Source organism: Parvibaculum sp., assembly GCF_035325945.1.
GTDB lineage: Bacteria > Pseudomonadota > Alphaproteobacteria > Parvibaculales > Parvibaculaceae > Parvibaculum.
In genome coordinates this window covers 292,601-309,390 of the sequence record NZ_DAOKYX010000001.1, presented here as the reverse complement: position 1 = coordinate 309,390, position 16,790 = coordinate 292,601, and the positions used below count along the sequence as shown (strand labels likewise).

The window sequence follows — 16,790 nt, the reverse complement described above, 5'->3', positions numbered from 1 at the left end:
CGGATCGTGAAGGGCCGGGAGAGGCGATGGAGCACGATGTTGAAGACGAGGGCGGCCCCGCGCATTGCGCCACGGGCAAGACGCGCCTTTATGTCGATGCGCCGCTGGCCGAGGGCGGCGAAGTCGCGCTCGGCAAGGATCAGTCGCACTATCTGCTCCATGTGCTGCGCATGGGCGAGGGCGAGCACGTCCTGCTCTTCAACGGGCGCGACGGCGAATGGGCGGCCGAGATCGCGGAAGCGGCGAAGAAGAGCTGCCTACTTCGCGTGACCGGACGGACGCGGCCTCACATCGCCCTGCCGGACATCTGGCTGCTTTTCGCGCCGGTGAAGCGCGCGCGCCTCGATTTCATCGCCCAGAAAGCGACCGAAATGGGAGCTGGTCTCATCCAGCCCGTCATCACGCGTCGCACCATCGTTTCGCGCGTCAAGGATGCGCGTCTTCATGCCAATGTCATCGAGGCTGCCGAGCAATGCGGGCTCGTGGCGCTGCCCGAAGTGCGCGAGGCGGAAAGCCTCGATCGCCTGCTCGACAGATGGAGCGAGGAAGCGGGCGGGCGCCGCATTCTCTTCTGCGACGAGGCGGCGGAGCCCGGCGGCGCGAAGGCGGCGCTCGAGCGTCTCGCAGGAGAGATCGGAAGAGGCGCTCCGCTCGCGCTTCTCATTGGTCCCGAAGGCGGTTTCGACGCGGGCGAGCGCGCGCGCCTCCATGCGCGCGCCGACACGCTGGCGCTTTCCCTCGGTCCACGTATCATGCGCGCCGACACGGCCGCGATCGCGGCGCTCGCCGCCGTGCAGCTTTTCCTCGGCGACTGGTAGGAGGCGATGAAGGATGAAAGTGCTCGTCGTCTATTGTCATCCGGTGGCGGAGAGTTTCTGCGCCGCCATGCGCGATGCGGCGCTTCGCGGCCTTGCGCGCGCGGGCCACGAAACGCGCCTTCTCGATCTCTACGCCGAGAATTTCGATCCGCGTCTCAGCCGCGCCGAGCGCATCGACTATCAGGACGAGGTGAGGAACGCGGCGAGCGTCGCCGATCACGTCGCGCATCTCGAATGGGCGGAAGGGCTCGTCTTCGTTTTTCCGACCTGGTGGTACGGGCTTCCGGCCATGCTCAAGGGCTGGTTCGACCGCGTCTGGCTGCCCGGCGTCGCCTTCCACATGCCCGAGAGCGGCAAGGTCATCCGTCCCGGCATGACGCATATCAGGGCGCTTGCCGGAATCACGAGTTGCGGTTCGCCCTGGTGGTGGGCGAAATGGGTGGGCGAGCCTCATCGCCGCATCATCATGCGGGGGCTCGGCGCGCTCTGCCGTCGCGGTGGCACCAGGGTCTGGATGACGCTTTACGAGATGGATACGGTGAGCGCTCAAAAACGCGAGCGTCACCTGCGCCGGATCGAGGCCCGCATGGCCCGTTTTGCGTGACGTTCGCAACTTCTTAGTGCTTGTCAGGGGAGAAGCGCACCCCTACATGTTTCCGACGCCAGATCAAAGACCGGACGGGGACGGCACGGCAAGCGGCTCGACCGGAAACGGCACGGTCTTAAAGTAATGCCAGGGGGCTCTCATGAGCGTACTCGTTGCAGGGCCCGAGCCCATCACGAGCCGGAACGATCTCGTCGCCGCGCTGGAGCGCGGCTCGAAGCCGCGCGAGGATTGGCGCATCGGCACCGAGCACGAGAAATTTCCCTTCTTCACTGCCGACAGATCGCCGGTTCCCTATGACGGGCCGCACGGCATCCGCGCCCTTCTCGAAGGGCTGATGCGTTTCGGCTGGCTCGGCGTCTATGAAGGCGAGACGCTGATCGGCCTCGAGAGCCCGAAGGGCGGCGGCAATATTTCGCTGGAGCCGGGCGGCCAGTTCGAGCTTTCGGGCGCGCCGCTCGAGACGCTGCACCAGACCTGCGCCGAGCTGCACGATCATCTGGCGCAGGTGAAGGAAGTGGGCGGCGAGCACGGCGTCGGCTTTCTCGGCCTCGGCTTCACGCCGAGCTGGCGGCGCGACGAGATTCCGGTCATGCCAAAGGGCCGCTACAAGATCATGACCGAGTATATGAAGAAGGTCGGGACCATGGGGCTCGACATGATGTACCGCTCATGCACCGTGCAGGTGAACCTCGATTTCGCCTCCGAGGCCGACATGGTGAAGAAGCTGCGCGTCGCCGTCGCCTTGCAGCCCATCGCTACTGCGATCTTCGCAAATTCTCCGTTCACGGAAGGAAGGCCGAACGGCTATCTCTCCTACCGCTCGCATGTCTGGACCGACACGGACCGTGCGCGCACGGGCATGATCCCCTTCATCTTCGAGGATGGCTTCGGCTTCGAGCGCTATGTCGATTATGCGCTCGACGTGCCGATGTATTTCGTCTTCCGCAACGGCCGCTATATCGACGTGACGGGCCAGTCCTTCCGCGACTTCATGGAAGGAAAGCTCAGGGGCGCCGAGGGCGAGACGCCGACGCGCGGCGACTGGATCAATCATCTGACGACGATCTTTCCCGAGGCGCGGCTCAAGAACTATATCGAGATGCGCGGCGCCGATGGCGGCCCCTGGGCGCGCATCTGCGCGTTGCCCGCCTTCTGGGTCGGCCTCACCTATGATCAGTCCTCGCTCGATGCCGCCTGGGATCTCGTCAAGGACTGGAGCGCGGAGGAGCGCCAGCGGCTTCGCGACGATGTTCCGCGTCTGGGTTTCGCGACGCCGTTCCGCAAGGGCACGCTGCTCGACGTCGCGCGCCAGGCGGTCGAGATTTCGCGTGCCGGACTGCGCGCGCGCGCCAGAGGCGACGGCGCGGGCACGGCGAACGAAACCGTCTTCCTCTCCGCCGTCGAGGACATTGTCGGCAAGGGCAAGTCGCCCGCCGAGGAAATGCTCGAGGCCTATCACGGCCGCTGGGGAGGCAAGGTCGATCCTGCCTATACGGAATATGCGTTCTGATCGGCGCAGTTCATGAGCGGAGGGGAGATGTTCAGCCACGTCACCATCGGGGCGGACGATCCGCAGAAGCTCGAAGCCTTCTATGATGCGGTTCTGGCGACGCTCGGCATCGCGCCCTTCTTCAAGATCGACGGCGCGCTGAGCTATGGCACGGCGACCGGCCCCAAGGTGTTCGTTCTGAAGCCCTTCGATGGCAAGCCGCATGTGCCGGGCAATGGCGGGCACATCGCCTTTCTCGCGCCGAGCCGCGTCGCAGTCGATGCCTTCCACGAGGCGGCGCTGAAATTCGGCGGCACGAGCGAGGGCGCGCCGGGCCTGAGACCCCATTACCATCCGTACTATTACGGCGCCTATGTGCGCGATCCGGCCGGTAACAAGTTGCAGGCGGTCTGCCACAGTAAGAATGGTTGAGGCGAGGGCGGCTGCCGGGCGGTCGCGGCATTCTTGGGGGATCGGACGTCCCCGTGTGTGTTGGCCGGGCTTCATGCCGGGGTGACGCGGAAGTTGTGAAACTAGATTCATCTCTCCGTCATGCCGGGCTCGATCCGGCATCCACATTGTCATGCGCGTGGCCTAAAGATGGACCCCGGGACAAGCCCGGGGTGACAGCCTTAGAGAAGGATCGGGCGCCCCGTGTTTGTCGCCCGGCTTCATGCCGGGGATGCGCCATTAATGAAATGAAATTCATTTCATTGTCGTGCCGGGCTCGACCCGGCACCCATCTTTTCCCGTGCCGTGGCTTGAAAAAAGATGGACCCCGGGACAAGCCCGGGGTGACAACCTTGAGAAGGGGTGGCCAAGCATAACTGTCACCCCGGCTTCATGCCGGGGTCCAGGGGCCGCTGACACTGAGCGCTGCGCGCCACCGGACCTCGGACAAGGCCCGGGCGGCAGGGCCAGATGGGATCGAGCCGCGGACCGTTACCGCTCATGGAGCGCAAGTGCTTCAGCGACGCTCTGCCGTCTGGTCCTTCCGGTAGCCGGCTGCGCCCCTCATGCGCCTGACATCGGAGAGGATCGGCACGCCAAGCCGCGCCGCATAAAGCTCAAGCTCCGCCTGTCCCGACCATGCGCCGCGGCGTACATAGAGGGGCAGCGTCTTCGTGCCGTCGCGATCCACGAGTTCGATGATCTGATGAAGCGTCGTTCCGTTGCGCGCCACTTGCGCGATTTCGAGGCGGCGGACGCCTGCCATGTCCTGATATCTGGCGCGCCACTCTTCGCCATCGGCTTCCGTCACCCGGACGTCGAGCGGGCCGAAAAGCGCAATGCGGCGCGTGGCGAGAACGCTCCACGCCTGAAGCAGAAGGAGCACGACGGGAAGAAGCGCCGCAAGCGCGGCGTAGAGGGCTGTTCCCTCGAGCGGCTGGTTACGGATGACGAAGAGCGCAAGCCCAGCGGCGAATAGTCCGGCGCCGGCGAGTGACGCGTAGCCGGCCGCGCGCGATGGCGAAAGATCGACCTCCACCGGCAGGGCGGTGAGATCGGCCTGAAAGGGCCTGAACCCCGCGAGCAGCGTCGGATCGCTCGACCGCATTCTGAAGCGGCGCCAGCTCATGTCTTTCCCCGTGGCTCCGCGCCCGGTCAGGCCGCCTGCGCGGTGCCGCCGACCGTCAGCCCTTTGACAAGCAGCGTCGGCTGGCCGACGCCGACAGGCACGCCCTGTCCAGCCTTGCCGCAGGTGCCGATCCCGGGATCGAGCCGCATGTCATTGCCGATCATGGCGACGCGGGTGAGGACGTCCGGGCCGTTGCCGATGAGGGTCGCGCCCTTCACCGGGGCGCCGATGCGGCCGTTCTCGATGAGGTAGGCCTCGGTGCAGGTGAAGACGAACTTGCCGCTGGTGATGTCGACCTGCCCGCCGCCGAAATTGACGGCGTAAAGGCCCTTCTTCACCGAGCGGAGGATTTCGTCGGGCTCGTGACGGCCGGAGAGCATGTAGGTGTTCGTCATGCGCGGCATGGGCTGGTGGGCGTAGGATTCGCGCCGCCCGTTGCCGGTCGCGGCCATGCCCATGAGGCGCGCATTGAGCCGGTCCTGCATATAGCCCTTGAGGATGCCATCCTCGATGAGCACCGTGCGCGAGGTCGGCGTGCCTTCGTCATCGACCGTGAGCGAGCCGCGCCGGTCGGCAAGCGTGCCGTCATCGACGACAGTGACGCCGGGGGCCGCGACACGCTGGCCGAGAAGGCCCGAAAAGGCCGAAGTCTTCTTGCGGTTGAAATCGCCCTCGAGCCCGTGGCCGATCGCTTCGTGGAGAAGAATGCCCGGCCAGCCCGGCCCGAGCACCACGTCCATCTCGCCCGCGGGCGCAGGCACAGATTCCAGATTGACGAGCGCCTGGCGCAGCGCCTCGTCGACCTGCGCCTGCCATTGCATCGGGTCGATATAAACCTCATAGCCCATGCGCCCGCCGACGCCATAGCTTCCGGCCTCCTGCCGGTCGCCCTGGCCCGCAATGATCGAAACATTGAGGCGGACGAGGGGGCGGATGTCCCGTACGACATTGCCGTCAGGCCGCATGATCTCGACGGCCTGCCATTCGCCGACGAGGGAGGCCGAGACCTGGCGCACGCGCTCGTCCTTCGCGCGCGCATAGGCGTCGATCTCGGCGAGAAGTTTCACCTTCTCCTCGAAGCTCTGGGCGCCGAGCGGGTTTTCATCCGTATAAAGATGGATGTTGGTGCGCTTCGGCCCTTCGGCGAGGCTGAAGCTGCGGCCCTGCTTCACCGCCTGCACGGCCGCGCCCGCGCGCCGGATCGCCTCTTCCGAGAGGTCGGAGGCGTGCGCATAGCCCGTCGATTCGCCCGCGACGCAACGAAGTCCGAAGCCTTGCGTCGTGTCGAAGCTCGCGGTCTTCAGCCGTCCGTCATCGAAGGCGAGGGCTTCCGATTGCCTGTATTCGAGAAAAAGTTCTCCGTCTTCGGCGCCATGCAGCGCCTCGCCGACAAGGCTTTCCACGCGCGACCGGTCGAGGCCGCTGGCGGAGAAGAAGAGATCGTCTGCGGAGCTGCTCATCTGGTCCTGGCTTTCGTCAAACGCGGGTTACTTCTGGTCGAGCCATTCTTCCACTGGCACGAGCCGGCGCGGCAAGCCCGAAAGATCGCAGCGCACCACCTGTGAGCCGCAGCTATAGAGCGGAAACTGCACGACGCGAAGGAGCTTCAGGTCCACCAGGAACACGCCGTTGATCCGGCCGAACCAGTCGTCCCACTGCGCAAAGCGCCAGCTCTGCCAGCCGGGCGGGGGAGGGGCGACGATGTCGTCCACCATATCCGGGTGGCAGACGCAGAACCCGACCGCCGAGCGGCCGGGATTGCGCGGATTGAGGTAGGGCGCGGCCTCGCTGATGAGTTCGGGTGCCGCCGATCCGTTGGCCGTCAGCACGAGGCCGGCCGAGATCTGCGAACCGTAATGAAAGTGGATGAGGGCCTCGTCGCGCATCGCTTCTTCCCGCCTTTCGGCTCCAAGCCTCCGGTTTGAGATTAAGTCTTACTCTAGGCTTTTTTGTCGCCGTGAGAAGTGGCGGGCATCTGACGTCGCGGAATCCGGTAAAATCATGGCGGCTGCGTGATCCGGACGGGATTGTCCTTGTGGCAAAACGTCGCAAAAGGTCCTGAACATCTGTGGCCGATGGCCGCAAGGTGTCTATACTCAACCCCGCGAGTCGTGCCGGGTCTCCGACGGTCCCGGAGGGCGGTTCGTGCCGAGGGGATGCGGCTTGAGCGGGGATTTTTCCGCCGTCTGGATGCTTGCGGCGGATTACGGATTATGATTTTTGACGCCCGAGATTGATTTTCATGTGCTCCGCCGGAATGCGGGGCGCTGACCCCGACCGGGTGAAACGCGGCCGGGAAAACGGCGGGAGGGGAGCTGCGACGCCCTTGCGGCGCAAGCGGACCTTTCTACGGACAAGAACTCTGCGTCGACAGGAAGACATTCTGCGTCGGCAGGAAGACACTGGGAGCTGGGAACAAGCATGCGGTTTCTGATCGGTATGGGGCTCTTCGCGATTGCTTTCGCGATCGGGCACTTTGATGGCGGCCTCGTCGCCTCGGCATGGGCGGATGGCATGGCTGTGGACGGCCAGCTCGGCTTGCAGGCGGCGGCGACGCCGGTGATGGAAGACATCCACACCTTCCATGATCTTCTTCTCGCCGTAACCGGCGGCATCGTGATCTTCGTGACGCTGCTGCTGCTGATCGTGATGGTTCGTTTCCATCACAAGAAGAACCCGACCCCCTCCAAGACGACCCACAACACCCTCGTCGAGGTCGCCTGGACGGTCATTCCGGTGATCCTTCTGGTCGTCATCTCCATTCCCTCCTTCCGGCTCCTCTACAAGCAGGTCGTCATTCCCGAGGCCGAGCTGACCATCAAGGCGACCGGTTATCAGTGGTACTGGGGCTACGAATATCCCGACCATGGCGACATCTCCTTCGACGCGAACATCGTCGCCGATGCCGATCTGAAGCCGGGCCAGCCCCGCCTTCTCGCCACCGACAACGCCATGGTCGTTCCGGTCGGCACCACCGTCCGAGTGATCGTGACGGCGGCCGACGTGATCCACTCCTGGGCGGTGCCCTCCTTCGGCGTCAAGATCGACGCCGTGCCGGGCCGCCTCAACGAGACCTGGTTCCGCGCCGAGAAGACCGGCAGCTACTATGGCCAGTGCTCCGAACTTTGCGGCCCCAGCCACGCCTTCATGCCCATCGACATCAAGGTCGTGACGAAGGAGGAGTTCGCTGCATGGCTCGCCGAGCAGCAGAAATCGGCCGATGCAGGGCAGTCGAACCTCGTGAAGACCGCCGCGGTTTCTGTCGCCCGCTGAGCGGACGGCCGGATCAATTACAGAATATTTGAAAGACAGAGCGAAGGGTTAGACAGATGGCAGGGCAAGCTCAGACTGCGCACGCCGGTCACGCAGACCACCCGACCGGATGGAGGCGCTACCTCTATTCGACCAACCACAAAGACATCGGGACGATGTATTTCATCTTCTCCATCGTGGCCGGCCTGATCGGCGGCACGATGTCGGTGATGATCCGCATGAACCTGATGTATCCGGGCGGCGGAATCCTGCATCTCGATCACAATCTCTATAATGTGCTCGTCACCGCGCACGGCCTGATCATGATCTTCTTCGTGGTCATGCCGGCGATGATGGGCGGGTTCGGCAACTGGTTCGTGCCGCTCATGGTCGGCGCGCCGGACATGGCCTTCCCGCGCATGAACAACATCTCGTTCTGGCTGCTGCCCGTCGCCTTCGCGCTCTTCATCATTTCGATGTTCGTTCCCGGCCAGCCGGGCGGCGATGGCGTCGCAGGCGGATGGACGATCTATCCGCCGCTCTCGACGACCGGCACGCCCGGACCGGCGATGGACTTCGCGATCCTCTCGATCCACATCGCGGGCGTCTCGTCGATCCTCGGCTCGATCAACTTCATCACCACCATCTTCAACATGCGTGCCCCGGGCATGACGCTGCACAAGATGCCGCTCTTCGTCTGGTCCGTGCTCGTGACCGCGTTCCTGCTGCTGCTCTCGCTACCGGTTCTCGCCGGCGCGATCACCATGCTGCTCACGGACCGCAACTTCGGCACCACCTTCTTCAAGCCCGAAGGCGGCGGCGACCCGATCCTCTATCAGCACCTCTTCTGGTTCTTCGGCCACCCCGAAGTCTACATCATGATCCTGCCCGGCTTCGGCATCGTCAGCCAGGTGGTGTCCACCTTCTCGCGCAAGCCCGTCTTCGGCTATCTCGGCATGGCCTATGCCATGGTCGCGATCGGCGTCGTCGGCTTCGTCGTCTGGGCGCACCACATGTACACGGTGGGCCTCTCGGTCAACACGCAGGCCTATTTCGTCGCGGCCACGATGGTCATCGCCGTGCCGACGGGCGTGAAGGTCTTCTCGTGGATCGCGACCATGTGGGGCGGCTCGCTCGAGTTCAAGACGCCGATGCTCTGGGCGATCGGCTTCATCTTCCTGTTCACGATCGGCGGCGTCACGGGCGTCGTGCTCGCCAATGCCGGCATCGACCGCGTCCTTCAGGACACCTATTACGTGGTGGCGCATTTCCACTACGTGCTCTCGCTCGGTGCCGTCTTCGCCATCTTCGCGGGCTGGTACTACTGGTTCCCGAAGATCACGGGCTACATGTACAGCGAGCTGATCGGCAAGCTGCACTTCTGGGTCATGTTCATTGGTGTGAACATCGTCTTCTTCCCGCAGCACTTCCTCGGCCTTGCCGGCATGCCGCGCCGCTATGCGGACTATCCGGACGTCTACACCTTCTGGAACCACATCTCCTCGATCGGTTCCTACATCTCGGCCTTCGGCGTGCTGATCTTCCTCGTGGGCGTCGTTCACGCCTTCGCGAAGAAGCAGAAGGCGGCGGACAATCCGTGGGGCGAGGGCGCGACGACGCTCGAATGGACGCTCTCGTCGCCGCCTCCGTTCCACCAGTTCAACGAACTGCCGCGCATCAGATAAGCGGCCAGGACCGGATATGTCTGACACTTCGATCGCAGATCGCCATCTCGGAAACGAGGCCATGCCGCAAATCGGCATGGCCTCGCCCGGGGACTATTTCGAGCTTCTGAAGCCGCGGGTGATGTCGCTCGTGATCTTCACGGCGCTCGTCGGTCTTGTGGTCGCGCCTGGCGAGATCAATCCGGTCATCGCCTTCACGGCGCTTCTCTGCATCGCGATCGGCGCCGGCGCCTCCGGCGCGCTCAACATGTGGTACGACGCCGACATCGACGCGAAGATGGCGCGGACGATCAACCGGCCCGTGCCGGCAGGCCGCATCACCTCGCGCGAGGCACTCGGTTTCGGCCTGACGCTTTCGGTGGGCTCCGTGCTGATGATGGCGCTGGCCGTCAACTACACGGCGGCCTTCCTTCTCGCCTTCACCATCTTCTTCTACGCCGTCATCTACACGATCGGTCTGAAGCGCCGCACGCCGCAGAACATCGTGATCGGCGGCGCGGCCGGCGCCTTCCCTCCGATGATCGGCTGGGCGGCGGTGACGGGCACGGTATCAGTCCCCTCGGTCGTCCTCTTTCTCATCATCTTCATGTGGACGCCGCCGCATTTCTGGGCTCTGGCGCTCTTCCGTTCCGACGATTACGAGCATGCCGGCGTGCCGATGCTGCCGGTCGTCGCGGGCGAGGCCGAGACGCGCCGCCAGATCCTGATCTATTCGGCGCTTCTCGTGCCGGTAACGCTGGCGCCGGGCTTCCTCGGATTTGCGGGCATCTTCTACACGGCGTTCGCGGCCGTTCTCGGCGCTCTGTTCCTCGTCTTCGCCTTCCGCGTGTTCAGGACGCGGGCGGACACGGCGGAGGAGAAGAAGACGCAGGACAAGGCGGCCAAGCAGCTTTTCGCCTATTCCATCCTCTACCTCTTTCTCGTTTTCAGCACGCTGCTCGTCGAACAGGGCTTCGGCCTCGCGCGGCCGCTGGAACTGTGGGGATAGGCATGGCGGAAGGCGACAACCATGGCGGGCAGGAGCTGCCGCGCCAGTGGAGCGAAGAACAGTTGAAGCGCCGACGCCAGCGCAGCGTGGCGCTGGCCCTGGTACTCGGTGCGTTGGTGACGCTCTTTTTCATCGTCACCATCGCCAAACTCGGCGGCAATGTCGCCAAGCGGCCCGTCGTCGGCGCCGTTCTTGGCATGGAACAGGTTGTATAAGAAATGTTCCGGCGCAGTGACCGCCGGATTGGAAGCGGAGAAGAGGGGACATGGCTGACGCTCACGCCAAACATCACGATTATCATCTCGTAGACCCGAGCCCCTGGCCCATCGTCGGCTCGGTGGGCGCGTTCGTCCTCTGCGTCGGCGCGGTGATGTATTTCCACGGCTCGCCGATCTGGTACATGGCGCCCGGCTTCGCCATCGTGATCTACACCATGATCGGCTGGTGGAGCGACGTCGTGCGCGAGGCCAATCGCGGCGACCATACGCCGGTCGTGCAGCTTCACCTGCGCTACGGCATGCTGCTCTTCATCAGCTCCGAGGTGATGTTCTTCGTCGCCTGGTTCTGGGCCTTCTTCGATGCGAGCCTCTTTACCGGCGAGCCCATTCAGGCCGCCCGCGCCGCCTTCACCGGCGGGCATTGGCCGCCCCAGGGCGTCGAGGTCTTCGATCCCTGGCACATCCCGCTGCTGAACACGCTCATCCTGCTCACCTCGGGCACGACCGTCACTTGGGCGCACCACGCGCTTCAGCACGGCGATCGCAAGGGCCTCGTTCAGGGTCTCGTTCTGACGGTGGTGCTGGGCATCATCTTCAGCACCCTTCAGGCCTATGAGTACCACCATGCGGAGTTCTCCTTCGCGGGCAACATCTATGGCGCGACCTTCTACATGGCGACCGGCTTCCACGGCTTCCATGTGTTCGTCGGCACCATCTTCCTCGCGGTCTGCCTCGGCCGCGCGCTTGCCGGGCAGTTCACGCCGAAGCATCATTTCGGCTTCGAGGCTGCCGCCTGGTACTGGCATTTCGTCGACGTGGTGTGGCTCTTCCTCTTTGCCTGCATCTATGTCTGGGGCTCTCACGGCGCCGTCATCCATGCGGGCTGATCGAGGAAGCTCTTCGAATTGAACGGGGAGGGCGGGTTCGCGAGCGCGGTCCCGCCCTTCGTTTTTGACAATGGAGAAACCGGCGGCACCACGCCGGTTCGGCATGGAATGCTCGCTCGCAACCGTTTTTTCCGTCCGCTTCTGTGGCCGACCGTCGCCACGGCCGCGATGTTCGCGCTTCTGGTCGGGCTCGGCATCTGGCAACTCCAGAGGCTCGATTGGAAGCTCGCCCTCATCGCCAGGATCGACGAGCGCATGTCGGCGCCCGCCGCCGATGCGCCGCCCGAGGCGAGCTGGCCCACGCTCGATGTCGCCGCGCTCGAATACCGCCATCTCCGCCTGACGGGTACCTTCCGCCACGACAGCGAGTTTCACTACTTCACGCAGGCCGACAGGGGAACGCCGGGCTACGACATCATTACGCCCCTGCTGCTTTCATCGGGCGGTATCGTGCTGGTCGATCGTGGCTTCGTGCCGGAGGAGCGCAAGGATCAGGCGACGAGAGAGGCAGGCCAGATCGCGGGCGAGGTCACGGTCGTCGGCATCGTCCGCATGCCGCAAAGGCGCGACACCTTCACGCCGCCGGACGACACCAAAAGGAACCTCTGGTTCACGCGCGATCCGCAGGCGATGGCCGCGGCATCGCATCTCGGCCCGGTCGCACCTTTCTTCGTCGAGGCGGATGCGACGCCCAATCCCGGCGGCCTGCCGAAAGGCGGGCGCACGCATGTGGATATACGCAACGAGCACCTGCAATATGCGCTCACTTGGTTCAGCCTCGCGGCGGCGCTGCTTGTCATCTACTTTTTCTATCATCGCGGCCGCGGGCGCGTCGGCCGTCCGAAAGCCTGATCCGACCATGAGTGAAAGCAATTCGATCTCGGCCTATGAGGCGTTGAAGGCGCGCTTCCACCGCCTTTCCGCGCTTCAGGGCGCGCAGGCGGTTCTGCATTGGGACCGGGCCACAATGATGCCGGAGGGCGGCGCGCGGGCGCGCGCGGAGCAGCAGGCAGCGCTCGCGCTCGTCGCGCATGAGCTCATCACCGCGCCGCAAATGGCCGACCTTCTGGCGAGCGCGCGGGAAACCGCCGCCTCGCTCCCCGAATGGGATCGCGCAAATCTCGATGAGATGGCGCGCATCCACGCCCATGCGACGGCGACGCCCGCCGATCTCGTCGAGAAGCTGTCGCACCAGAAATCCGAAACCGAGATGATCTGGCGCAGCGCCCGCGCGGCGAACGATCATGCGCGCCTTGCGCCGGCGCTCGATGTGCTGATCACGCTTGTCCGCGAGCAGGCCGCCGCCAAGTCCGATGCGCTCGGCCTTGCGCCATATGACGCGCTGCTCGACAGCTACGACCCCGGCCGCCGTTCCGCCGAAATCGACCGCCTCTTCGACGAGATCGAGAGCTTCCTGCCGGACATGCTACGGCGCGTCATGGAAGCGCAGGGGGCGCGTCCCGCGCATCTGCCCATTTCCGGTCCCTTTCCCGTCGCGCTTCAGGAAAGGCTCGGCCGAGAGGTTATGGATGCGCTCGGCTTCGATTTCAGGCATGGCCGGCTCGATGTGAGTCACCATCCATTTACCGGCGGCGTGCCGGAGGACAGCCGCATCACCACCCGATATGACGAGGCGGACTTCACCGAAAGCCTGATGGCCGTCATCCACGAAACGGGGCACTCGCTCTATGAGCGCGGGCTTCCGGCCGAATGGCGCGGCCAGCCGGTCGGCCGCTCGCGCGGCATGACGATCCATGAAAGCCAGTCGCTGCTTTTCGAGATGCAGGCGGGACGCTCGGCACCCTTCATCGCCTTTCTGAGCCCGCGTCTGAAGTCGATCTTCGGCGGCGAGGGGCCTGAATGGACGCCGGAGAACCTGCTTCGCCACTATCGCCGCGTTCAGCCGAGCCTCATCCGCGTGCAGGCCGACGAGGTGACCTATCCGCTCCATGTCATCCTGCGCTATCGCCTTGAGCGCGCGATGATCGCCGGCGATCTCGGCGCCGCCGATCTACCCGCCGCATGGAACGAGGGCATGGAAAAGGCGCTCGGCATCCGCCCGCCGGACGATGCTTCGGGCTGCATGCAGGACATTCACTGGCCGTCCGGATCGTTCGGTTATTTTCCCACTTATACGCTCGGCGCGCTTGCGGCGGCGCAGCTCTTTGCCGCGGCGAAAAGGGCCGATCCCGGCATCGAGCCGGCGCTGGGGAAGGGCGATTTTTCGCTTCTCCTTCAGTGGGTTAGGGATAATGTCCACGGCCATGGCTCGCGCCTTGAGCCTGACGGCATCATCCTTGCGGCGACCGGCGAGCCCCTTGGCACGGCAGCCTTCCGGCGCCATATAGAGGAGCGATATCTCGGCTGCTAGGCCAGTCCGGCGCGCTCTTCGCTCAATTCGAATCGCATGTTTGCCTCGTTCCCTCGCCGGGGTTAGGTTAGCCCCCGACCGGCCGTATGGACCCGGCTATCCTGGAGATTATGGTGAAATACGTCAGCACAAGGGGCCAATCCCCGGCGCTTGAATTCGAAGAAGTATTGCTCGCCGGCCTCGCCCGCGATGGCGGGCTCTACGTGCCCGCAGAGTGGCCGCAGCTGAGCGAGCGCAAGATCAAGGCGCTGGCGGGGCTTTCCTATCAGGAAGTCGCGCTCCGGGTCATGAGCCCCTTCATCGGCGGCGCCATTGCCGAGGCGGATCTCGCGCGGATGATCGAGGAGGCCTATCGCGGCTTCGGCCACAAGGCGGTGGCGCCCCTGAAGCAGCTCGACGTGAACGACTGGCTTCTGGAGCTTTTCCACGGCCCGACGCTCGCCTTCAAGGACGTGGCGATGCAGATCCTCGCCCGGCTCTTCGATCATGTGCTGGCGAAGCGGGGCGCGCGCATCACCGTGGTCGGGGCGACCTCGGGCGATACCGGCTCGGCGGCGATCGAGGCTTTCCGCGGCCGCGAGACGAGCGACATCTTCATCCTGCATCCGAAGGGCCGCGTCTCCGACGTGCAGCGCCGTCAGATGACGACGGTGCCCGACGCCAATGTCCACAACATCGCCATCGAAGGCTCCTTCGACGATTGCCAGGCGCTCGTGAAGGCGATGTTCAACGACCACGGCTTCCGCGACGAGGTGGCGCTTGCGGGCGTCAACTCGATCAACTGGGGCCGGGTCATGGCCCAGATCGTCTATTTCTTCACGAGCGCGGTGGCGCTCGGCAGTCCCGCGCGGCCGGTGTCCTTCTCCGTGCCGACCGGCAATTTCGGCGATATTTTCGCCGGCTATGCGGCAAGCCGAATGGGCCTTCCGGTCGGAAAGCTCATCGTGGCGACGAACCAGAACGACATTCTCGCGCGCACGCTCGCCAGCGGGCGCTACGAGGTCGGCGAGGTCGTGCCGACCATGAGCCCGAGCATGGACATTCAGGTTTCGTCGAATTTCGAGCGCCTCGTTTACGATGCCTATTCGCGCGACGGCGCGGCGGTGAGCCGCCTGATGCAGAGCCTCGCGCAGGCGGGCTCCTTCACCATCGAACCCTTGCGGCTCGAGGCGATCCGCACGCTGTTTTCCGCCCGCCGCGTCGATGAGGCGGAAACGGCCGAGACGATCGCAAGGACGCTCGCCGAGACCGGCGAACTCGTCGATCCGCATACGGCCGTCGGCCTCGCGGCCGCGCGCGCCCAGCGCGGCGACGGCGCGACGCCCATGGTGACATTGGCGACCGCGCATCCGGCGAAATTCCCGGACGCGGTGAAGAAGGCGTCCGGCATCCATCCCGAATTGCCGCCTCGCATGCGTGATCTTTTCGAGCGGGAGGAGCGCCTGAGCGTGCTCCCCAACGACCTTCACGCGGTCGAGTCCTTCATCAGGGAGCGGGCGCGAGCAGTAGTAGCGTAAGCAAGTCAGGAGAATTCCATGTCCGTCAACGTGACAAGGCTCGGCAACGGCCTCACCGTGGTGAGCGATCACATGCCGCATCTCGAAACCACGTCTGTCGGGGTCTGGGTCAATACCGGCGCGCGAAACGAAAGCGCGCCCCAGCACGGCGTGTCGCATCTTCTCGAGCACATGGCCTTCAAGGGCACGGAGCGGCGCTCGGCGCGCGCCATCGCGGAGGAAATCGAATCCGCCGGTGGTCACCTCAATGCGCATACGACGCATGAGGCGACGGCCTATTATGCGCGCGTTCTGAAGAACGACCTGCCGCTCGCCGTCGATCTTCTCGCCGACATTCTTCAGAACTCGGTCTTCGAGCCCGCCGAACTGGAGCGCGAACGCGGCGTCGTGATCCAGGAAATCGGCCAGTCCCTCGACACGCCCGACGATCTCGTCTTCGACCATCTTCTCGAAGCCGCCTATGTGGACCAGCCGCTCGGCCGCTCCATTCTCGGCACGGTCGATACGGTCAAGGCCTTCGGCCGCGAGGTGCTGAGGGGCTATATGGAAGAGCGCTATCACGCGCCGAGCATGGTGCTCGCGGCGGCTGGCGCCGTCGATCACGAGCGCCTTGTCGGTCTTGCCGAAGAGAGTTTCGGCGAGCTGCCGCGCCGCCTGAACAATGGCGCCGAGCCCGCGAATTTCAGCGGCGGCGAGAAGCGCGAGACGCGCGATCTCGAGCAGGCGCATGTGGCGCTGGCCTTCGAGGGCCCCGCTTACGGCGATCCCGACTACTACACGGCCCAGATCTATTCGAGCATGCTCGGCGGCGGAATGTCGTCGCGTCTCTTCCAGGAGGTACGCGAGAAGCGCGGCCTTTGCTATTCGGTCTTCTCCTACGCCTGGTCCTTCGTCGATACGGGGCTCCTCGGCGTCTATGCCGGCACCTCTCCCGACGATCTCGCCGAACTCATGCCCGTCATCGCGGGCGAGATCGGCCGCATGGCCGAAGACGCGACCGAGGAGGAAACGGCCCGCGCCCGCGCGCAGATGAAGGCCGGGCTCATGATGAACCTCGAATCCTCTTCTTCGCGCGCCGAACAGATCGCGCGGCAATATTCGGTTCACGGCCGCGTCCTGCCGATCGACGAGATCATCGCCAAGGTCGATGAGGTCGATGCGGCGGCGGTCCGGCGCTTCGCCGGCCGCATATTGTCGAAGCCGCGTCCCGCGATCGCGGCCGTGGGCCCGCTCGATGGCGCTGGCGGCGGACTTGAATCCTACGACCGTCTCGCGGCAAGATTTGCCTGACGACGTGTGAGACGCGCCGGCGGTCCGGTGTGCCGCCACTGCGGGTTCCGGCAGAAGATCCGGCGGAATGGCTTGCGCGTAGGGAGCCG

The 16,790-nt window shown here is 64.8% G+C and carries 16 protein-coding genes; 13 read left to right on the top strand and 3 right to left on the bottom strand.

The window, feature by feature from the left end:
• The first annotated feature begins 26 nt into the window (after positions 1 to 26).
• The 4 genes from PKA57_RS01505 to PKA57_RS01490 all read left to right on the top strand — a co-directional run bounded on the left by PKA57_RS01505 (position 27) and on the right by PKA57_RS01490 (position 3,346).
• The gene (locus tag PKA57_RS01505; protein WP_324297148.1) at positions 27 to 818 is read left to right on the top strand and encodes a 16S rRNA (uracil(1498)-N(3))-methyltransferase; all 792 of its coding nucleotides are present in this window, start codon (positions 27 to 29) and stop codon (positions 816 to 818) included.
• 13 nt (positions 819 to 831) lie between these two features.
• Positions 832 to 1,422 (top strand): NAD(P)H-dependent oxidoreductase, encoded by a 591-nt coding sequence (locus PKA57_RS01500; RefSeq protein WP_324297147.1) that lies wholly within the window; start codon positions 832 to 834, stop codon positions 1,420 to 1,422.
• Between the two features lie 142 nt (positions 1,423 to 1,564).
• Entirely contained in the window at positions 1,565 to 2,935 is a 1,371-nt protein-coding gene (locus tag PKA57_RS01495) for a glutamate--cysteine ligase (RefSeq protein WP_324297146.1), read from the top strand.
• Positions 2,936 to 2,962: 27 nt separating this feature from the next.
• Positions 2,963 to 3,346: a VOC family protein gene (locus tag PKA57_RS01490; protein WP_324297145.1), complete on the top strand. Its 384-nt coding sequence runs from the start codon at positions 2,963 to 2,965 to the stop codon at positions 3,344 to 3,346.
• 535 nt (positions 3,347 to 3,881) lie between these two features.
• Here PKA57_RS01490 and PKA57_RS01485 read toward each other — a convergent pair.
• Genes PKA57_RS01485 through PKA57_RS01475 form a run of 3 tightly spaced genes read right to left on the bottom strand, consistent with a single transcriptional unit; the run spans position 3,882 to position 6,379 of the window.
• Entirely contained in the window at positions 3,882 to 4,493 is a 612-nt protein-coding gene (locus PKA57_RS01485) for a hypothetical protein (protein ID WP_324297144.1), read from the bottom strand.
• A 26-nt stretch (positions 4,494 to 4,519) separates the two neighbouring features.
• A complete protein-coding gene (tldD, locus tag PKA57_RS01480; protein WP_324297143.1) occupies positions 4,520 to 5,953 on the bottom strand; it encodes a metalloprotease TldD in 1,434 nt (477 codons plus the stop codon).
• A gap of 27 nt (positions 5,954 to 5,980) precedes the next feature.
• A complete protein-coding gene (locus PKA57_RS01475; RefSeq protein WP_324297142.1) occupies positions 5,981 to 6,379 on the bottom strand; it encodes a hypothetical protein in 399 nt (132 codons plus the stop codon).
• Between the two features lie 628 nt (positions 6,380 to 7,007).
• Here PKA57_RS01475 and coxB point away from each other — a divergent pair.
• From coxB to PKA57_RS01430, 9 genes are all read left to right on the top strand, one after another.
• On the top strand, positions 7,008 to 7,766 hold the full coding sequence (gene coxB / locus PKA57_RS01470; RefSeq protein WP_324297260.1) for a cytochrome c oxidase subunit II: 759 nt from the start codon (positions 7,008 to 7,010) through the stop codon (positions 7,764 to 7,766).
• A gap of 56 nt (positions 7,767 to 7,822) precedes the next feature.
• Positions 7,823 to 9,430 (top strand): cytochrome c oxidase subunit I, encoded by a 1,608-nt coding sequence (gene ctaD, locus PKA57_RS01465; RefSeq protein ID WP_324297141.1) that lies wholly within the window; start codon positions 7,823 to 7,825, stop codon positions 9,428 to 9,430.
• Positions 9,431 to 9,491: 61 nt separating this feature from the next.
• On the top strand, positions 9,492 to 10,418 hold the full coding sequence (gene cyoE / locus PKA57_RS01460) for a heme o synthase (RefSeq protein WP_324297259.1): 927 nt from the start codon (positions 9,492 to 9,494) through the stop codon (positions 10,416 to 10,418).
• 2 nt (positions 10,419 to 10,420) lie between these two features.
• Positions 10,421 to 10,633 (top strand): hypothetical protein, encoded by a 213-nt coding sequence (locus PKA57_RS01455; protein ID WP_324297140.1) that lies wholly within the window; start codon positions 10,421 to 10,423, stop codon positions 10,631 to 10,633.
• Between the two features lie 50 nt (positions 10,634 to 10,683).
• Complete coding sequence (locus PKA57_RS01450) at positions 10,684 to 11,523, top strand: cytochrome c oxidase subunit 3 (RefSeq protein WP_324297139.1); 840 nt, start codon at positions 10,684 to 10,686, stop codon at positions 11,521 to 11,523.
• A 108-nt stretch (positions 11,524 to 11,631) separates the two neighbouring features.
• A complete protein-coding gene (locus tag PKA57_RS01445; RefSeq protein WP_324297138.1) occupies positions 11,632 to 12,375 on the top strand; it encodes an SURF1 family protein in 744 nt (247 codons plus the stop codon).
• A 7-nt stretch (positions 12,376 to 12,382) separates the two neighbouring features.
• The gene (locus PKA57_RS01440; protein WP_324297137.1) at positions 12,383 to 13,894 is read left to right on the top strand and encodes a carboxypeptidase M32; all 1,512 of its coding nucleotides are present in this window, start codon (positions 12,383 to 12,385) and stop codon (positions 13,892 to 13,894) included.
• 113 nt (positions 13,895 to 14,007) lie between these two features.
• Positions 14,008 to 15,411, top strand: coding sequence for a threonine synthase (thrC, locus tag PKA57_RS01435; protein WP_324297136.1), 1,404 nt, complete (start codon positions 14,008 to 14,010; stop codon positions 15,409 to 15,411).
• 18 nt (positions 15,412 to 15,429) lie between these two features.
• On the top strand, positions 15,430 to 16,701 hold the full coding sequence (locus PKA57_RS01430) for a pitrilysin family protein (RefSeq protein WP_324297135.1): 1,272 nt from the start codon (positions 15,430 to 15,432) through the stop codon (positions 16,699 to 16,701).
• Positions 16,702 to 16,790 lie beyond the last annotated feature (89 nt).